At 70.4% G+C, this 16365-nt stretch carries 16 protein-coding genes; 12 read left to right on the forward strand and 4 right to left on the reverse strand.

From position 1 onward, the window contains the following. Positions 1–1088 precede the first annotated feature (1088 nt). The 5 genes from BFN33_RS41950 (at position 1089) to ispG (ending at position 7798) form a co-directional block, all read left to right on the forward strand. A complete protein-coding gene (locus BFN33_RS41950; RefSeq protein WP_069765479.1) occupies positions 1089–3020 on the forward strand; it encodes an acyl-CoA dehydrogenase family protein in 1932 nt (643 codons plus the stop codon). 73 nt (positions 3021–3093) lie between these two features. Then, positions 3094–4527, forward strand: a complete 1434-nt coding sequence (gene dxr / locus BFN33_RS41955; protein WP_256123022.1) for a 1-deoxy-D-xylulose-5-phosphate reductoisomerase — start codon at positions 3094–3096, stop codon at positions 4525–4527. Positions 4528–4535: 8 nt separating this feature from the next. Next, on the forward strand, positions 4536–5828 hold the full coding sequence (locus tag BFN33_RS41960) for an RIP metalloprotease (protein WP_088245503.1): 1293 nt from the start codon (positions 4536–4538) through the stop codon (positions 5826–5828). Positions 5829–6008: 180 nt separating this feature from the next. Continuing rightward, positions 6009–6572 (forward strand): recombinase family protein, encoded by a 564-nt coding sequence (locus BFN33_RS50790; protein ID WP_176742606.1) that lies wholly within the window; start codon positions 6009–6011, stop codon positions 6570–6572. A 68-nt stretch (positions 6573–6640) separates the two neighbouring features. Then, positions 6641–7798: a flavodoxin-dependent (E)-4-hydroxy-3-methylbut-2-enyl-diphosphate synthase gene (gene ispG / locus BFN33_RS41965; protein WP_059208583.1), complete on the forward strand. Its 1158-nt coding sequence runs from the start codon at positions 6641–6643 to the stop codon at positions 7796–7798. A gap of 10 nt (positions 7799–7808) precedes the next feature. Here the strand turns inward: ispG and BFN33_RS41970 are convergent, their stop codons facing one another. Further along, the gene (locus tag BFN33_RS41970) at positions 7809–8546 is read right to left on the reverse strand and encodes a hypothetical protein (RefSeq protein ID WP_069765481.1); all 738 of its coding nucleotides are present in this window, start codon (positions 8544–8546) and stop codon (positions 7809–7811) included. Between the two features lie 125 nt (positions 8547–8671). Here BFN33_RS41970 and BFN33_RS41975 point away from each other — a divergent pair, with 125 nt between their 5' ends. From BFN33_RS41975 to BFN33_RS41985, 3 genes are all read left to right on the forward strand, one after another. Beyond that, positions 8672–9520: a GNAT family N-acetyltransferase gene (locus tag BFN33_RS41975; protein WP_069765482.1), complete on the forward strand. Its 849-nt coding sequence runs from the start codon at positions 8672–8674 to the stop codon at positions 9518–9520. Between the two features lie 49 nt (positions 9521–9569). Then, positions 9570–10100: a GNAT family N-acetyltransferase gene (locus tag BFN33_RS41980; RefSeq protein WP_069765483.1), complete on the forward strand. Its 531-nt coding sequence runs from the start codon at positions 9570–9572 to the stop codon at positions 10098–10100. A gap of 72 nt (positions 10101–10172) precedes the next feature. Beyond that, a complete protein-coding gene (locus BFN33_RS41985) occupies positions 10173–11876 on the forward strand; it encodes a proline--tRNA ligase (RefSeq protein ID WP_069765484.1) in 1704 nt (567 codons plus the stop codon). 48 nt (positions 11877–11924) lie between these two features. Here the strand turns inward: BFN33_RS41985 and BFN33_RS41990 are convergent, their stop codons facing one another. From BFN33_RS41990 to BFN33_RS42000, 3 genes are read right to left on the reverse strand one after another with little or no spacing between them, the layout of a single operon-like run. Further along, positions 11925–12815 (reverse strand): aminoglycoside phosphotransferase family protein, encoded by an 891-nt coding sequence (locus BFN33_RS41990; RefSeq protein ID WP_069765485.1) that lies wholly within the window; start codon positions 12813–12815, stop codon positions 11925–11927. 28 nt (positions 12816–12843) lie between these two features. Next, positions 12844–13326: a ferritin-like domain-containing protein gene (locus tag BFN33_RS41995; RefSeq protein WP_069765486.1), complete on the reverse strand. Its 483-nt coding sequence runs from the start codon at positions 13324–13326 to the stop codon at positions 12844–12846. Then, entirely contained in the window at positions 13323–13844 is a 522-nt protein-coding gene (locus BFN33_RS42000) for a hypothetical protein (protein WP_069765487.1), read from the reverse strand. The genes BFN33_RS41995 and BFN33_RS42000 overlap by 4 nt, the downstream gene beginning before the upstream one ends. Positions 13845–14020: 176 nt before the next feature. Between BFN33_RS42000 and rimP the strand changes: the two genes are divergently transcribed. The 4 genes from rimP to BFN33_RS42015 form a co-directional block, all read left to right on the forward strand. After that, positions 14021–14536 carry a ribosome maturation factor RimP gene (gene rimP / locus BFN33_RS42005; RefSeq protein WP_069765488.1) on the forward strand — a complete coding sequence of 172 codons (516 nt, stop codon included), beginning with the start codon at positions 14021–14023 and terminating at the stop codon, positions 14534–14536. A 2-nt stretch (positions 14537–14538) separates the two neighbouring features. Then, a complete protein-coding gene (gene nusA / locus BFN33_RS42010; protein WP_057616701.1) occupies positions 14539–15525 on the forward strand; it encodes a transcription termination factor NusA in 987 nt (328 codons plus the stop codon). A gap of 103 nt (positions 15526–15628) precedes the next feature. Beyond that, positions 15629–15910 (forward strand): YlxR family protein, encoded by a 282-nt coding sequence (locus tag BFN33_RS50795; protein ID WP_079141310.1) that lies wholly within the window; start codon positions 15629–15631, stop codon positions 15908–15910. Positions 15911–16072: 162 nt separating this feature from the next. Then, positions 16073–16365, forward strand: a 293-nt coding sequence (locus tag BFN33_RS42015) for a translation initiation factor IF-2 N-terminal domain-containing protein (protein ID WP_141758053.1), incomplete at its 3' end; no start/stop codon positions are given.

Here is a 16365-nt window from a genome sequence, read left to right on the forward strand (position 1 = left end):
ACCACGACCGGCCGCGGGGAGCCATGGAACGGAGACGCGAGAACCCGCCCGGCGGGGAGCCCGGCGAGAGCGGGAGGGGCACGGTACCGCTGCGGCGGGGTGCGGGCGGGCGGCCTGCGGGGGTGAGGATGTGCGGGCGAGCGGCACCGGTCCGCCCCGGCCTCGAGCCGTCGGGCGTTGCCCCGACGCGCGACGGGGCCGGACCATCCGCGGCGGCACCACCGCCGACGGGCGACGGGGCGGGGGCTATCCGCGGCGGCACCGCGCCCGAGGCGCGACGGGGGCGGACCATACGCGGCGGCACCGCCCCCGATGGCGACGGGGCCGGGCCATCCACCGCCGGCACCGCGCACCCCGAGGGCGCTGCGGCTGTCACCCCGCGCGTGCAGGGCTGCCTGGGCGCTCGGGGCACGCCGGGGCCCTCAGGCCCCCAGGGTCCTTGTGGCCGTCGGCAGTGAACCGGTCGACGTCCAGTTCCTCGCCGACCGCCGCCTCCAGACCCGCATGCGCCACGGGCCCGGGGCCGTGCGCGGCGGCACCGCCGTCGACGTGCGATGGGGCCGGACCATCCGCCGCAGTACCGCCCATCCCGAGGGCGCTGCGGCTGTCCACCCCGCGCATGCGGGTCCGCCTGGGCCCTCGGGGCAAGCTCGCGCCCTCGGCCCCCCAGCGTCCTTGAGGCCGTCGGCAGTGAACCGGTCGACGTCCCCTTCCTCCCCGACCGCCGCCTCCAGGCCCGCCCCCGGCCCGGCGGCACCCTTTCCGGCGCGCGGCCACCGGTGGGGGCCGTAGAAGGAGGGGGCGGGCCCACACGGCGAAGGTCAGCGCCCTCGACCGCGACGACCTCACCCAGTCACCCGTCCGGCGGAAGCTGCCGAGTTACGGCAAGTACGTCTCCGGCATCGGGTCCGGCACCCGGGTCTCAAGGGGCGTCGGCCGACTGGACATCAACTCGTTTTCCGTCGACATCGGCCGAACGGCCGCACGAAGGGTGGTGGCCTCGCCCCGGATCGGGTACATACGATCGGGTAGCACCCGTCGGTAACCATACAGCCCCCAAGATCCCGATTCACGACGAGGTGAGCCTGATGTCCGCACCGTCCACCAAGCCCGTCGTCACCGAGCGCGAGGCCCGCGAGGTGGCGGAGGCCGCCCGGGAACAGGACTGGCGCAAGCCCAGCTTCGCCAAGGAACTGTTCCTCGGGCGTTTCCGGCTCGACCTCATCCACCCCCACCCGATGCCCCCCGAGGAGGACGCCCAGCGCGGCGAGGACTTCCTGGCCAAGCTCCGCGACTTCTGCGAGACCAAGGTGGACGGCGCCCTCATCGAACGCGAGGCCCGGATCCCCGACGACGTCGTGGACGGGCTCAAGGAACTCGGCGCCTTCGGCATGAAGATCGACACCAAGTACGGCGGCCTCGGCCTCACCCAGGTGTACTACAACAAGGCGCTGGCCCTCGTGGGCTCCGCGAGCCCCGCGATCGGCGTACTGCTGTCGGCCCACCAGTCGATCGGCGTGCCCCAGCCGCTGAAGCTCTTCGGCACGCAGGAACAGAAGGAGCGGTTCCTGCCCCGGTGCGCCCGCACCGACATCAGCGCCTTCCTCCTCACCGAACCGGACGTCGGCTCCGACCCGGCACGCCTCGCGACCACCGCGGTGCCCGACGGGGACGACTACATCCTCGACGGAGTGAAACTGTGGACCACCAACGGTGTGGTCGCCGATCTGCTCGTCGTGATGGCCCGCGTCCCCAAGTCCGAGGGCCACAAGGGCGGCATCACCGCCTTCGTCGTCGAGACCGGCTCACCCGGCATCACCGTCGAGAACCGCAACGCCTTCATGGGCCTGCGCGGCATCGAGAACGGCGTCACCCGCTTCCACCAGGTCCGGGTACCCGCGGCCAACCGCATCGGCCCCGAGGGCACCGGCCTGAAGATCGCCCTGACCACCCTGAACACCGGGCGACTCTCACTGCCCGCCTCCTGCGTGGCCGCCGGCAAGTGGTGCCTGAAGATCGCCCGCGAATGGTCCGCGGCCCGCGAACAGTGGGGCAAGCCGATCGCCCACCACGAGGCCGTCGGCTCCAAGATCTCCTTCATCGCGGCGACGACCTTCGCCCTGGAGGCCGTACTCGACCTCTCGAGCCAGATGGCCGACGAGAACCGCAACGACATCCGTATCGAGGGCGCCCTCGCCAAGCTCTACGCCTCCGAGATGGCCTGGCTCGTCGCCGACGAACTGGTCCAGATCCGCGGCGGCCGGGGCTTCGAGACCGCCGAATCCCTCAGGGCCCGCGGCGAGAAGGCGGTCCCCGCCGAACAGGTCCTGCGCGACCTGCGCATCAACCGCATCTTCGAGGGCTCCACGGAGATCATGCACCTGCTGATCGCCCGCGAGGCCGTCGACGCCCACCTCTCGGTCGCGGGCGACCTCATCGACCCGGAGAAATCCCTCGGCGACAAGGCGAAGGCGGGCGCGAACGCGGGCGTCTTCTACGCCAAGTGGCTCCCGAAGCTGGTGGCGGGACCCGGCCAACTCCCCAACTCGTACGCCCAGTTCAAGCGCGAAGTAGACCTCTCGGTACACCTGCGCTACGTCGAACGGACCGCCCGCAAACTCGCCCGCTCCACCTTCTACGCCATGTCCCGCTGGCAGGGCCGCATGGAGACCAAGCAGGGCTTCCTCGGCCGGATCGTCGACATCGGCGCCGAACTCTTCGCGATGAGCGCGGCCTGCGTACGCGCCGAACTCCTCTACACCACCGAGTCCCACGGCCGCGAGGCCTACCAGCTCGCCGACGCCTTCTGCCACCAGTCCCGCCTGCGCGTCGAGGAACTCTTCGGCCGCCTGTGGAACAACACCGACGACCAGGACCGCAAGGTCGTCAAGGGAGTCATGTCCGGCACCTACTCCTGGCTGGAGGACGGCATCGTCGACCCCTCGGGCGAGGGCGTCTGGATCGCGGACGCGACCCCCGGCCCCTCCGAGAAGGAAAACGTCCACCGCCCGATCCGGTGACCCCGCGAGGACAGCGTGCCCCCGAGAGGGACGCGCTGTCCTCCTACGCCGCTCTTACGGCCACAATGGAGGCATGAGCGACAGTCCAGCCCCTCGAGGGCACGGGCCGGAAGCCCCGTCTGCCCCGCGACGCCAAGCACGCGCCCTCGCCACACCGGGCGCCGACCCGAGTACATCCAGTACGAGGGCCGACGCCCGGCACGGCGAGAGCACGCACCTGGCGCCGTACGACCCGCCCTCCGGGCGGACGACGGGGCTTCCGGCCCGCACCCTCGCCGACCCGCACCTGGTCTACGACCCCCTCCCGGGCGACGGACCCAAGGACGTGGTGATCCTCGGCTCCACGGGCTCCATCGGCACCCAGGCCATCGACCTCGTGCTGCGCAACCCCGACCGGTTCCGGGTGACCGGGCTCTCCGCCAACGGCGGCCGGGTCGCGCTCCTCGCCGAGCAGGCGCACCGGTTGCAGGCACGGACCGTCGCGGTCGCCCGCGAGGACGTCGTACCGCAGCTGCGCGAGGCGCTCAGCGGTCTCTACGGCACGGGCGAGCCGCTCCCCGAGATCCTCGCCGGCCCGGACGCGGCCACGCAGCTCGCCGCCTCCGACGCGCACACCGTCCTCAACGGCATCACCGGTTCCATCGGCCTCGCCCCGACCCTCGCCGCCCTGGAGGCGGGCCGCACCCTCGCGCTCGCCAACAAGGAGTCGCTCATCGTGGGCGGCCCGCTGGTGAAGGCCCTGGCCGAGCCCGGCCAGATCATCCCGGTCGACTCCGAGCACGCGGCCCTCTTCCAGGCCCTGGCCTCCGGGACGAGGGCCGACGTACGCAAGCTCGTCGTCACCGCGTCCGGCGGCCCCTTCCGCGGCCGTACGAAAGCCGACCTCGCCCGGGTGAGCGTCGAGGACGCCCTCGCCCACCCCACCTGGGCCATGGGCCCGGTCATCACGATCAACTCCGCGACCCTCGTCAACAAGGGGCTGGAGGTCATCGAGGCACACCTCCTCTACGACATTCCCTTCGACCGCATTGAGGTGGTCGTGCATCCCCAGTCGTATGTCCACTCGATGGTTGAGTTCACGGACGGATCCACGATCGCGCAGGCGACGCCCCCCGACATGCGCGGGCCGATCGCCATCGGCCTGGGCTGGCCCGAGCGCGTCCCCGACGCGGCACCCGCGTTCGACTGGAGCAAGGCGTCGACCTGGGAGTTCTTCCCGCTCGACAACGACGCGTTTCCTTCGGTCAACCTTGCGAGACACGTGGGACAGCTCGCGGGCACGGCCCCGGCGGTGTTCAATGCCGCCAACGAGGAGTGCGTCGAGGCCTTCCGGGCCGGCGCGCTGCCGTTCAACGGGATCATGGAGACCGTGACCCGGGTGGTGGACGAGCACGGCACCCCGTCAAAGGGAACCTCGCTCACCGTCGCGGACGTCCTCGAAGCGGAGACCTGGGCGCGGACCCGGGCCCGGGAACTGACGGCACAGACGGCGGAGGCCCGTGCATGACGACCCTGATGTTCATCCTCGGCATAGGGCTCTTCGCCTTGGGCCTGCTGGTGTCGATCGCGTGGCACGAGCTGGGGCACCTGTCCTTCGCCAAGCTCTTCGGCATCCGCGTGCCGCAGTACATGGTCGGCTTCGGACCGACCGTCTTCTCGCGCAAGAAGGGCGAGACGGAGTACGGCATCAAGGCCGTCCCCTTCGGCGGCTACATCCGCATGATCGGCATGTTCCCGCCCGGCGACGACGGCCGTATCACCGCCCGCTCCACCTCCCCCTGGCGCGGCATGATCGAGGACGCCCGCTCCGCCGCCTTCGAGGAGCTCCAGCCCGGCGACGAGAAACGACTCTTCTACACCCGTAAGCCCTGGAAACGCGTCATCGTGATGTTCGCCGGCCCCTTCGCGAACCTGATCCTCGCGGTGGCGCTGTTCCTCACGGTCCTCATGGGCTTCGGCATCTCCCAGCAGACCAACACGGTCAGCTCCGTCTCCAAGTGCGTGATCTCCCAGAGCCAGAACCGCCAGACCTGCAAGGCCTCCGACCCGGCCTCCCCGGCCGCGGCGGCCGGCCTCAAGGCGGGCGACAAGATCCTCTCGTTCGACGGCGTGCGGACGGACGACTGGAACAAGCTCTCCGACCTCATCCGCGCCAACCCCGACAAGACCGTCCCGATAGTCGTCGAGCGCGACGGCAAGGACGTCACCCTCACCGCGAAGATCGCGAGCAACCAGGTCGCCAAGAAGGACTCCAGCGGCCAGTACGTCCAGGGCGAGTACGTCACCGCGGGCTTCCTCGGCTTCAGCGCGGCCACCGGTATCGTCAAGCAGGACTTCGGCGATTCCGTGGTGTGGATGGGCGACCGTGTCGGCGAGGCCGTCGACTCCCTGGCCGCCCTGCCCGGCAAGATCCCGGCCCTGTGGAACGCGGCCTTCGGCGACGCCCCGCGCGAGCCGGACTCCCCGATGGGCGTGGTCGGTGCAGCCAGGGTGGGCGGCGAGATCTTCACACTCGACATCCCCCCGACCCAGCAACTCGCCATGGCGCTCATGCTGGTCGCGGGCTTCAACCTCTCCCTGTTCCTCTTCAACATGCTCCCGCTGCTGCCCCTGGACGGCGGCCACATCGCGGGCGCCCTGTGGGAGTCCCTGCGCCGCAACCTGGCGAAGGTCCTCAAGCGCCCGGACCCGGGCCCGTTCGACGTGGCGAAGCTGATGCCGGTCGCTTATGTGGTGGCGGGGATCTTCATCTGCTTTACCTTGCTGGTGCTCGTCGCGGATGTAGTTAATCCAGTCAAACTCAGCTGAGAATCGGTCATTTTCTATCACGGTGATAACGCCTCACCTTTCCCTCGTGTAGCTCACACGGGTGAAAGGCGAGGCTTATTCGTACGGAACAGGTGCGGACTTCGTACGTTCTTGCTGTTCATGGGTGACCCCAGCGGTGCGCCAACACCCTGGGGCCTGGCCAGTCTCGAAGGGACTGACATGCAGCAAGGTACTGCGCCGTGCGCAGAAGGCAAGGGCAAAGGCTCCGAGGCGCTCGCCGTCGCCGCGTATATGCGGGTCTCGACAGCGGAGCAGAAGAGAAGGTACGGAATTCCGGCTCAGGCCGACGCCACTCGAACGTTCGTGGAGAAGCGCTCGGCGTTGCGACTCGCGGCATCGTGGGAAGACCTCGGCGAATCAGGCTCGACGACTTCGAGGCCTGCACTGAATGAGCTGCTCGCGGAAATCGCCGCAGGCCGGTTCGACGTCGTACTGGTGTCAAGCCTTGACCGTTTGGGGCGGACCGAAGCAGCCATCTGGTGCTGTCTCTGGCAGATCGAGGATGCCGGGGCCGTACTTGAGTGCTGCGACCAGGCATTGGGGGAACCGGGACTCGACAGGTGGCTCACGATGGACCGGCTGGTGGGTGCCCGCGCGGTTAACCCGGTCAGAATCTCCTGGCCATACGGCGTTCGAGGCGGCCCGGCACGGTGTGTGGCGGGCCGCTCTCCATTGAGTGGGTTTGAGGGCCGGGATGTGCTCGCGCCGGGGCTCGTGCCGTAATCTCGAAGTCCGGAGCCCGGCGCTGACGGGACCTGGACCTTGATCCACGACTTGGGGTTGCACAGCAGATGACTGCGATTTCTCTCGGCATGCCGTCCGTTCCGACCAGGCTCGCCGAGCGCCGGAAGAGCCGGCAGATCCAGGTCGGTTCGGTCGCGGTGGGCGGTGACGCCCCGGTGTCGGTCCAGTCCATGACGACGACCCGTACGTCCGACATCGGCGCCACACTGCAGCAGATCGCCGAGCTCACGGCGTCCGGCTGCCAGATCGTGCGCGTGGCCTGCCCGACCCAGGACGACGCGGACGCCCTGGCGACCATCGCGCGCAAGTCGCAGATCCCGGTGATCGCGGACATCCACTTCCAGCCGAAATACGTCTTCGCGGCGATCGAGGCCGGCTGCGCTGCCGTACGCGTCAACCCGGGCAACATCAAGCAGTTCGACGACAAGGTCAAGGAGATCGCGCGGGCCGCGAAGGACCACGGCACGCCGATCCGGATCGGTGTCAACGCGGGTTCGCTGGACCGCCGGCTGCTCCAGAAGTACGGCAAGGCGACCCCCGAGGCGCTGGCCGAGTCCGCCCTGTGGGAGGCCTCCCTCTTCGAGGAGCACGACTTCCGGGACATCAAGATCTCGGTCAAGCACAACGACCCGGTCGTCATGGTCGAGGCGTACCGCCAGCTCGCCGCCCAGTGCGACTACCCGCTGCACCTCGGCGTGACCGAGGCCGGCCCCGCCTTCCAGGGCACGATCAAGTCGGCCGTGGCCTTCGGCGCGCTGCTCTCCCAGGGCATCGGCGACACCATCCGGGTGTCGCTGAGCGCCCCGCCGGTCGAGGAGGTCAAGGTCGGCAACCAGATCCTGGAGTCCCTGAACCTCAAGCAGCGGGGCCTGGAGATCGTCTCCTGCCCGTCCTGCGGTCGCGCCCAGGTCGACGTCTACAAGCTGGCCGAAGAGGTCACCGCGGGCCTGACCGGCATGGAGGTCCCGCTGCGCGTCGCGGTCATGGGCTGCGTGGTGAACGGCCCCGGCGAGGCCCGCGAGGCCGACCTCGGCGTCGCCTCCGGAAACGGCAAGGGCCAGATCTTCGTCAAGGGCGAGGTCATCAAGACCGTCCCCGAGTCGAAGATCGTGGAGACCCTCATCGAAGAGGCGATGAAGATCGCCGAGCAGATGGAGGCGGAGGGCATCGCCTCCGGCGAGCCGTCGGTGTCGGTCGCGGGCTGACGCCTGTGGCTCACTGGTGCCGCATCCAGACGTTCGGCTCCTGATAGCGGCCGACGTCGGCGTCCCGGTCGACCCGCAGCACACTCAGCCCGTCCGGGATGACGTAGTCGCCGGATTCGGGGAGGGCGAGGTCCGTCCAGCCCTCCCACTCGGCGACCGTGCCGGTCATCGTCTGTGAGACGGGGGCCGGTGCGAGGATCCGGGCGCCGAGCCGTTCGTGGGTCCGGATCCAGGGATCGAGGGCGGTCCCGTCCTCCCGCCGCCAGCGCAGGAACGACTCGATGGGCGTCAGCGGATAGCGGGCCTTGGTCGTGGGCCGCACGGGCGCGATGACCCGTGCCAGCCCCGCGTCGTGTCCGGCCTCCCGCAAGGCGGTGAGCATCCGCCCGGCGAGCCCCTGCCCCTTGAGCGACGGGGTGACGATCGCCCCGCAGATCACCAGGGTGTCGGGTTCGACGCCCTGCTCATGACCCTCGACGGCCCGCACCAGCGCGTCCGTGTATCCCGAGGGCAGCGCGCCGGCCCGGCCGTCCCACCGCAGCGGCACCGCCCACCCGGCGGCGACGGGTACCCCGTCCGCGTCCAGCAGCATCAGATCCAGCCCCGCGAAGAACTCCCGTACCCGGCCGATGTACTCCTTCACCAGCCGGTCGGCGGTGATGAACGCGGGGAAGCCCTCGCTGAACAACTCCGCGAGCTGCTCATCGGGCCATGCCCGGGCGTCGGATCGCACAGGGGTCGAGATCATCCGACGTTCATATCAGCGCGGGTCGGCTGTGTCTGCAGCGAACGGCCTCTGAACCGGGGGCGGCGGGGCTCAGCTTCCGCAGGTACAGTGCGGAGATCAGCAGACCCCAGTGTGAGGCCCCGCCCGTGTTGACCCAGACGACCTCCCGGGTCCTCGAACCGAGCGACCTGGATGCCGCGCTCGCCGTGCTCGACCGCGATCCGGTCGCGAACGCCTTCGTGACGTCGAGGGTGCAGGTCGCCGGCCTCGACCCGTGGCGGCTCGGCGGCGAGATGTGGGGCTGGTACGAGGACGGCATGCTCACGTCCCTCTGCTACGCCGGCGCCAACCTGGTCCCGATCTGCGCGACCCCCCGAGCCGTCCGCGCCTTCGCCGACCGTGCCCGGCGTTCCGGTCGCCGCTGCTCCTCCATCGTCGGCCCGGCCGAACCCACCGCCCAGCTCTGGCGCCTGCTGGAACCGAGCTGGGGCCCGGCGCGAGAGGTCCGTGCCCAGCAGCCCCTCATGGTCACCGACCGCATGCCCACCGACATCGCCCCGGATCCGTACGTCCGCCGCATCCGCAAGGACGAGATGGAAACGATCATGCCGGCGTGCGTGGCGATGTTCACGGAAGAGGTCGGCGTCTCCCCGTTGGCCGGCGACGGCGGCCTCCTCTACCAGGCCCGAGTCGCCGAACTGGTCGGTTCCGGCCGTTCCTTCGCCCGCCTCGACGAGCACGGCAAGGTCGTCTTCAAGGCGGAGATCGGCGCCGCGACGGACCGGGCCTGCCAGATCCAGGGTGTGTGGGTGGCCCCCGAGTACCGGGGCAGGGGAGTGGCGGCCCCGGGCATGGCGGCGGTACTGCGGTACGCCCTGGCGGACGTTGCCCCGCTGGTGAGCCTGTACGTCAACGACTTCAACACCCCGGCGAGGCGGACGTACACAAGGGTGGGGTTCCAGGAGATCGGCGCGTTCATGAGCATCCTCTTCTGAGCCGACCCGCCCCCGGCACACACCTGAAACCCCCCTGTACCCTGCCCGCATGGACCTCGTCATCGGCCCCCTGGACCTGTCCGCCCACGTGGACGAGGCCCTGGCAGTACAGGCCATCGCATTCGGCCTCGGCGCCGACGAGGTAGCGGTCCGCCGCCAGATCGTGCTCCGCCACATGACCTACCCCGGTGCGAGGGCCCTCGGCGCGACCGTCGGAGGGCACCTCGTCGGATTCGTGTACGGCATGCCCAACAACCGCACCCACTGGTGGTCCACCGTCGTGGAGCCCTACCTGCGCGCGCAGCACAACGACAACTGGCTCGACGACTCGTTCGTGATCACCGAGCTGCATGTCCACCCCCACCACCAGAACCGAGGCATCGGCCGCAGCCTGATCACCACGATCACCGACAGCGCCGCGGAGCCCCGCTCGATCCTCTCCGCGATCGACACCGACAGCCCGGCCCGCGGCCTGTACCACTCCCTCGGCTACCAGGACCTCGCCCGCCAGGTCCTCTTCCCGAGCGCCCCGAAGCCGTACGCCGTGATGGGCGCCCCCCTGCCGCTGCGCCGCCGCTGACGGATTTCCACCGGCCCAGCCCGCCCGGCTACCCTCCTGGCATCACCTAGACGCAGCAGGAGTACGAGAACCATGGCGAACGCACCGGTCCAGCGCATGTCCCAGTTGATGGCGAAGACGCTGCGCGACGACCCGGCGGACGCCGAGGTCCTCAGCCACAAGCTGCTCGTCCGCGCCGGGTACGTCCGCCGGACCGCGGCCGGCATCTGGAGCTGGCTGCCGCTCGGCAAGAAGGTGCTGGCCAACGTCGAGCGGATCGTCCGCGAGGAGATGGACGCGATCGGCGCCCAGGAGGTGCTGCTCCCCGCGATCCTGCCGCGGGAGCCGTACGAGGCGACCGGCCGCTGGGACGAGTACGGCCCCGAGCTGTTCCGCCTCCAGGACCGCAAGGGCGGCGACTACCTCCTCGGCCCGACCCACGAGGAGATCTTCACCCTGCTGGTGAAGGACCAGGCGTCCTCCTACAAGGACCTGCCGGTCATCCTCTACCAGATCCAGAACAAGTACCGTGACGAGGCCCGCCCGCGGGCCGGCGTCCTGCGCGGCCGTGAGTTCCTGATGAAGGACTCGTACTCCTTCGACACCGAGGACGAGGGTCTGGCCCGGTCCTACGCCCTGCACCGCGAGGCCTACCGGAAGGTCTTCGAGCGCCTGGGCCTGGACTACCGCATCTGCGCCGCCACGGCCGGCGCGATGGGCGGCTCCAAGTCGGAGGAGTTCCTCGCCCCCGCCGAGGCCGGCGAGGACACCTTCGCGGACTGCCCGAACTGTGATTTCGCGGCCAACACCGAGGCGATCACCTACGAGTTGAAGCCGGTGGACGCGGACGGCGTGGCCGCCCTCGAGGAGATCCCCACCCCCGACACCCCGACCATCGAGACCCTCGCCGCCCACCTCGGCGTCGAGGCCTCCGACACCCTCAAGAACCTCCTCGTGAAGGTCGGCGGCGAGATCGTGGCCGTCGGCGTCCCCGGCGACCGCGAGGTCGACCTGGGCAAGGTGGAGGCGCACTTCGCGCCGGCCGCCGTGGAGCTGGTGAGCGCCGAGGACTTCGTCGGCCGTCCCGACCTCGTCCGCGGGTACGTCGGTCCGCAGGGCCTGGGCGAGAAGGTGAAGTACATCGCCGACCCGCGCGTCGCCCCCGGCACCGCCTGGATCACCGGCGCCAACAAGGAGCACACGCACGCGAAGAACGTCGTCGCGGGCCGTGACTTCGAGGTCGACGAGTATGTCGACGTCGTGGTCGTCCAGGAGGGCGACCCGTGCCCGAAGTGCGGCACCGGCCTCAAGCTGGACCGGGCCATCGAGATCGGCCACATCTTCCAGCTCGGCCGCAAGTACGCCGACGCCCTCAAGCTCGACGTCCTCGGCCAGAACGGCAAGCCGGTCCGCGTGACCATGGGCTCGTACGGCATCGGCGTCTCCCGCGCGGTGGCCGCCCTCGCCGAGCAGACCGCCGACGACAAGGGCCTGTGCTGGCCCGCCGAGGTCGCCCCGGCCGACGTGCACGTCGTCGCCGCCGGCAAGGCTCTCCAGATCGAACTGGCCCTCGACGTCTCCGAGAAGCTGCGTGCGGCGGGTCTCAGGGTCCTCGTCGACGACCGCGCCGGGGTCTCCCCGGGTGTGAAGTTCACCGACTCCGAGCTCATCGGTGTACCGAAGATCCTGGTCGCGGGCCGCCGCTCCGCCGAGGGCGTCCTGGAGCTCAAGGACCGCCGCAGCGGTGAGCGCGAGGAGCTGACGGTGGACGAGGCGATCGCCCGCCTGACCGCCTGACAGAGCGCGTACGGCGGCGTCCGCACCGGCGGCCGCCGCCCTACGGTCTCAGAGCCACCCGGCGAACTCCAGCAGCAACTCGGCGTCCTTCGGCCGTCCCACCCGCAGCGCCCGGACCCCCGACTCCACGGCACGGAACAACGTCCAGCCCCGCAGCCGCTCCTGATCCACCTCGAGGGACTCCGCGAGCCGCTTGATCCGCCGGCGGGTCGTCGCCGCCCCCGACGGTGAGGCGATCAGGTCCTCCACCCGGTCCCGCACCAGCCGGGCGAGATCGAACGCGCACTCCCCGACGACCGGATCAGGGCCGACGGCGAGCCAGGGTGAGCGCACCCCGGAAAGCACCTTGCTCTGCCGGAACGTCCCATGCAGCAGCCGCTCCTCCGGCGGCGCGGCCAGCAGCGACTCCCGCGCATCGAGAGCGGCGCTCACCAGCCCCGCCACCTCCGCGGAAGCACCCCGCATGGCCGCGGCCTGCCGCCCGGTGCGCGCGGCCACCGTCTCGAAGACATGGTCACCGGGCGGCTCCACCCACAGCCGCCGCAGCGCCCCGGCAGCCTCCAGCAGCGCCTTCGCCTCCGGCAGGGTCCGCACGGACACATCCGGATGCAGCCGCTCGAGCAGCAGCACTCCCTCGGCGACAAAGGGCTCCAGCAGCTGTACGGCCGCCCGCCCGTCCCAGTGCGCGAGCGCCGCCCGCTCGCTCTCCGGCCGGGACCGGGCCGGGGCCAGCTTGAGCACGGCCGGGGTCCCGTCAGCGCGCCGCACGAGCACCACGAGGCTGCTGCGTCCGCCGGGCACCTGAACCCGCTCCACGGTCAACTCGCGCAGCGCGACGGCCTGTTCGGCGGTCTCGGGCAGCCTCTCCACCCAGTCGTCACCGTCCGGCGCGCTCTCGCCGAGCGCCCGCACCAGCCGCTGCGGTGGTTCGAAAGCCATGCGCGAGTCGTTTCCTTCCTGTACGGCGTTACGCCGTGTGAACCGACGAGGAAGCCGAGACCGAGGCCGAAGGCGACACCTTGACCGCCCGCTCGGCGAGCCCAGGGAAGGCTACGCTCCCGCCGCGCCAGCGCGCCGCCCGCACCGCGGCCTCCCGCAGCGCCTCGGCGGCCGTGCTCCGCCGCCCGCCCTCGGTTGCCCGCACCAGGTCGGAGTACACCCCGGCCACCCGCTCCTCCAGATCGGCGGCGAGCCGTACCGCCGCGGCCGCGTCCGCGACCGGGAAGGGCAGCGCGTACGCCGCGGCCGCGGCCACCGGCTTCCCGCCCATGTTCCGTACCTGGCGCACCAGCCCGTCCCGCCGGGCCCGGTGGGCGTCATAGGCGGACTTGGCCTCCGTTCGGCGGCCCGCACCGATCCGGCCGCCGACGACGCCGTAGCCGTACACGGCCGCGTGCTCGGCGGCCAGCGCCTTCTGGAAGGCCTCCAGCTCCTTGTCGTCGTCGCTCACCGGGCACCCTCCATCAGCAGATAGGCGTGCGCCGCACCGGCCGCGGCCACGGAGGCCAGCAGCCTGGCCAGCTCGCCCGGTACGTCCAGCAGCGCCCTGGCCCGCCGGTCCGCGAGCGCCCGTTCGGCGGCGGCGAGCTGGGCCAGGGCGTCCTTCTCGGCCGCGGGCACCGTGACCGACGGTGAGGGCGAGGCCGGCGACGCGGTGGGTGAGGACTTGGTGACCGTCTCCCCGAACGCCTCCGCATGCCGCACCGCTTCCGCCCGCAACGGCCCCAGCCGCTCCGCCAGCGCCGGATGGGCGGCGAGAACGGCGTCGTACCGCTCGACGATCCCCCGGCTGTCCCGAGCCGCACGCAGGCGTGCCCGCTCGACGACGGACGGACTGCCGGCGGTGTCCTCCTCGTTGTTCCCGCTGCCGTCGGAGCAGCCGACCAGCAGGGCGCCCCCGGCGACCGAGGCGAGCAGGGATCTTCTGCGCGGCCCCGAGGGGACGCGCGGCGGAGGGGGGTACGGCACGACAGACGTCCTCAGGAAGCTCGTACGAACACATGGGCGGGAGGTCGAGCCCGCCGGCGATCACGGTACCCGCGCATCCGAGGTCACCTGGACGGCAACACCCCCTGCGACCGGATACCCTTTGACCAGACACGCGACCTACCCACAACAGCACACGCGGCCGAGGAGTCACCCGGATGAGCACCACCCAGAGCGAGAGGCTGCGAGAGCTCCTGGAACCGCTCGTCACCTCCCAGGGCCTGGATCTCGAAGAGATCGCCGTGGACTCCGTAGGGCGAAAGCGAGTGCTGCGCGTCGTGGTCGACTCGGACACCGGTGCCGATCTGGACCAGATCGCCGATGTGAGCCGCGCGCTCTCGGCGACGCTCGACGAGACCGACGCGATGGGCGCGGGGGAGTACACCCTCGAGGTCGGCACCCCGGGCGCGGAGCGCCTTCTCAAGGAGCACCGTCACTACGTGCGCGCCGTGGACCGGCTGGTGAAGTTCCAGCTGACCGAGGGCGGGGGTGAACTGGTCGCCAGGATCCTGAAGGTCGACGACGAGGGCCTCGACCTCGAAGTGCCCGGCGTGAAGGGCCGCAAGGCCACCGCCCGCAGACTCGCCTTCTCCGACTTCGACAGGGCACGCGTGCAGGTCGAGTTCAGCCGCAAGGACAGCAAGAACGAAAACGAGCAGGAAGAGGAGGCGTAGCCGTGGACATCGACATGAGTGCCCTGCGGGGCTTGGTACGGGAGAAGGAGATCTCCTTCGACCTGTTGGTCGAGGCGATCGAGTCGGCCCTCCTCATCGCCTACCACCGCACCGAGGGAAGCCGCCGTCACGCGCGCGTGGAGCTCAACCGCGAGAGCGGCCATGTGACCGTGTGGGCGAAGGAGGATCCCGAGGACCTGGAGGAGGGTCAGGAGGCCCGCGAGTTCGACGACACCCCGTCCGGCTTCGGCCGTATCGCCGCCACCACCGCCAAGCAGGTCATCCTGCAGCGGCTGCGCGACGCCGAGGATGACGCGACGCTCGGCGAGTACGCGGGGCGCGAGGGCGACATCGTCATGGGTGTGGTCCAGCAGGGCCGCGACCCGAAGAACGTGCTCGTCGACATCGGCAAGCTGGAGGCCATCCTGCCGGTGCAGGAGCAGGTCCCCGGTGAGACATATCCGCACGGGATGCGGCTGCGGTCGTACGTCGTACGGGTGGCCAGGGGTGTGCGTGGTCCGTCCGTCACCCTGTCCCGCACACACCCCAATCTGGTGAAGAAGCTCTTCGCCCTGGAGGTGCCGGAGATCGCCGACGGGTCCGTCGAGATCGCCGCGATCGCCCGCGAGGCCGGTCACCGCACCAAGATCGCCGTACGGTCCACCCGGTCGGGCCTGAACGCCAAGGGCGCCTGCATCGGCCCCATGGGCGGACGTGTGCGCAATGTCATGGGTGAGCTGAACGGTGAGAAGATCGACATCGTCGACTGGTCGGACGACCCGGCCGAGATGGTCGCCAACGCGCTGTCGCCGGCCCGGGTGTCCAAGGTCGAGGTCGTGGACATGGCCGCCCGCTCCGCGCGGGTGACGGTCCCCGACTACCAACTCTCCCTCGCCATCGGCAAGGAGGGGCAGAACGCCCGGCTCGCGGCCCGGCTCACCGGCTGGCGGATCGACATCCGGCCGGACACCGAGCAGGCCGGCGAATAGGACCGGGGAATAGATCCAAGCCGTAGGTGGCTCAGATCACGACAACAACCGTTCGATCGCTGCCCCCAAAGGGTGAGGTCGGTACGGGGAGGTAGACTTAAGAGTGTCTGGCCGGACGCCCGCCCGAGCATGCCCTGAACGCACCTGTGTGGGTTGCAGGCAGCGAACGGCCAAGACCGATCTGCTGCGCATCGTGGCGATCGAGGACGCATGCGTCCCCGATCCTCGCGGTACGCTGCCCGGCCGGGGTGCGTACGTACACCCCGTTCTGGTCTGTCTCGACCAGGCGGTACGCCGCCGGGCGTTCACGCGGGCGTTGCGCGCCCCGGGAGCGCTCGACATAAAGGCGTTGCGCCAGTACGTCGAGCAGACAGACAGTTGCTGAGCAGGCAACACCGTAAGAAGCGTCGCGCGGAACCCCCGTGCGGCCCTGGTACCCCGCGAGTTGGAAGTAGGTCGAGATTGCGATGAGCACTCGATGAGCACGCGATGAGTACGCCCATGAAGTAGCGACGGTCCGGACGCACCCGGACCTAAAAGGAGCGAAGTGGCTAAGGTCCGGGTATACGAACTCGCCAAGGAGTTCGGGGTGGAGAGCAAGGTCGTCATGGCCAAGCTCCAGGAACTCGGTGAATTCGTCCGTTCGGCGTCTTCGACCATCGAAGCGCCCGTTGTCCGTAAGTTGACGGACGCCCTCCAGCAGGGCAACGGAGGCGGCAAGCCCGCCTCCGCACGCAAGGCTGCCCCGGCCAGGCCGGCAGCCCCCTCTCCCGCGCAGGCCGCCCGTCCGGCCGCCCCGCGCCCGCCGGCTCCCAAGCCGGCCGCCGCCGAGAGGCCCGC

The organism is Streptomyces sp. LUP47B (assembly GCF_001746295.1).
Classification (GTDB): Bacteria; Actinomycetota; Actinomycetes; order Streptomycetales; family Streptomycetaceae; genus Streptomyces.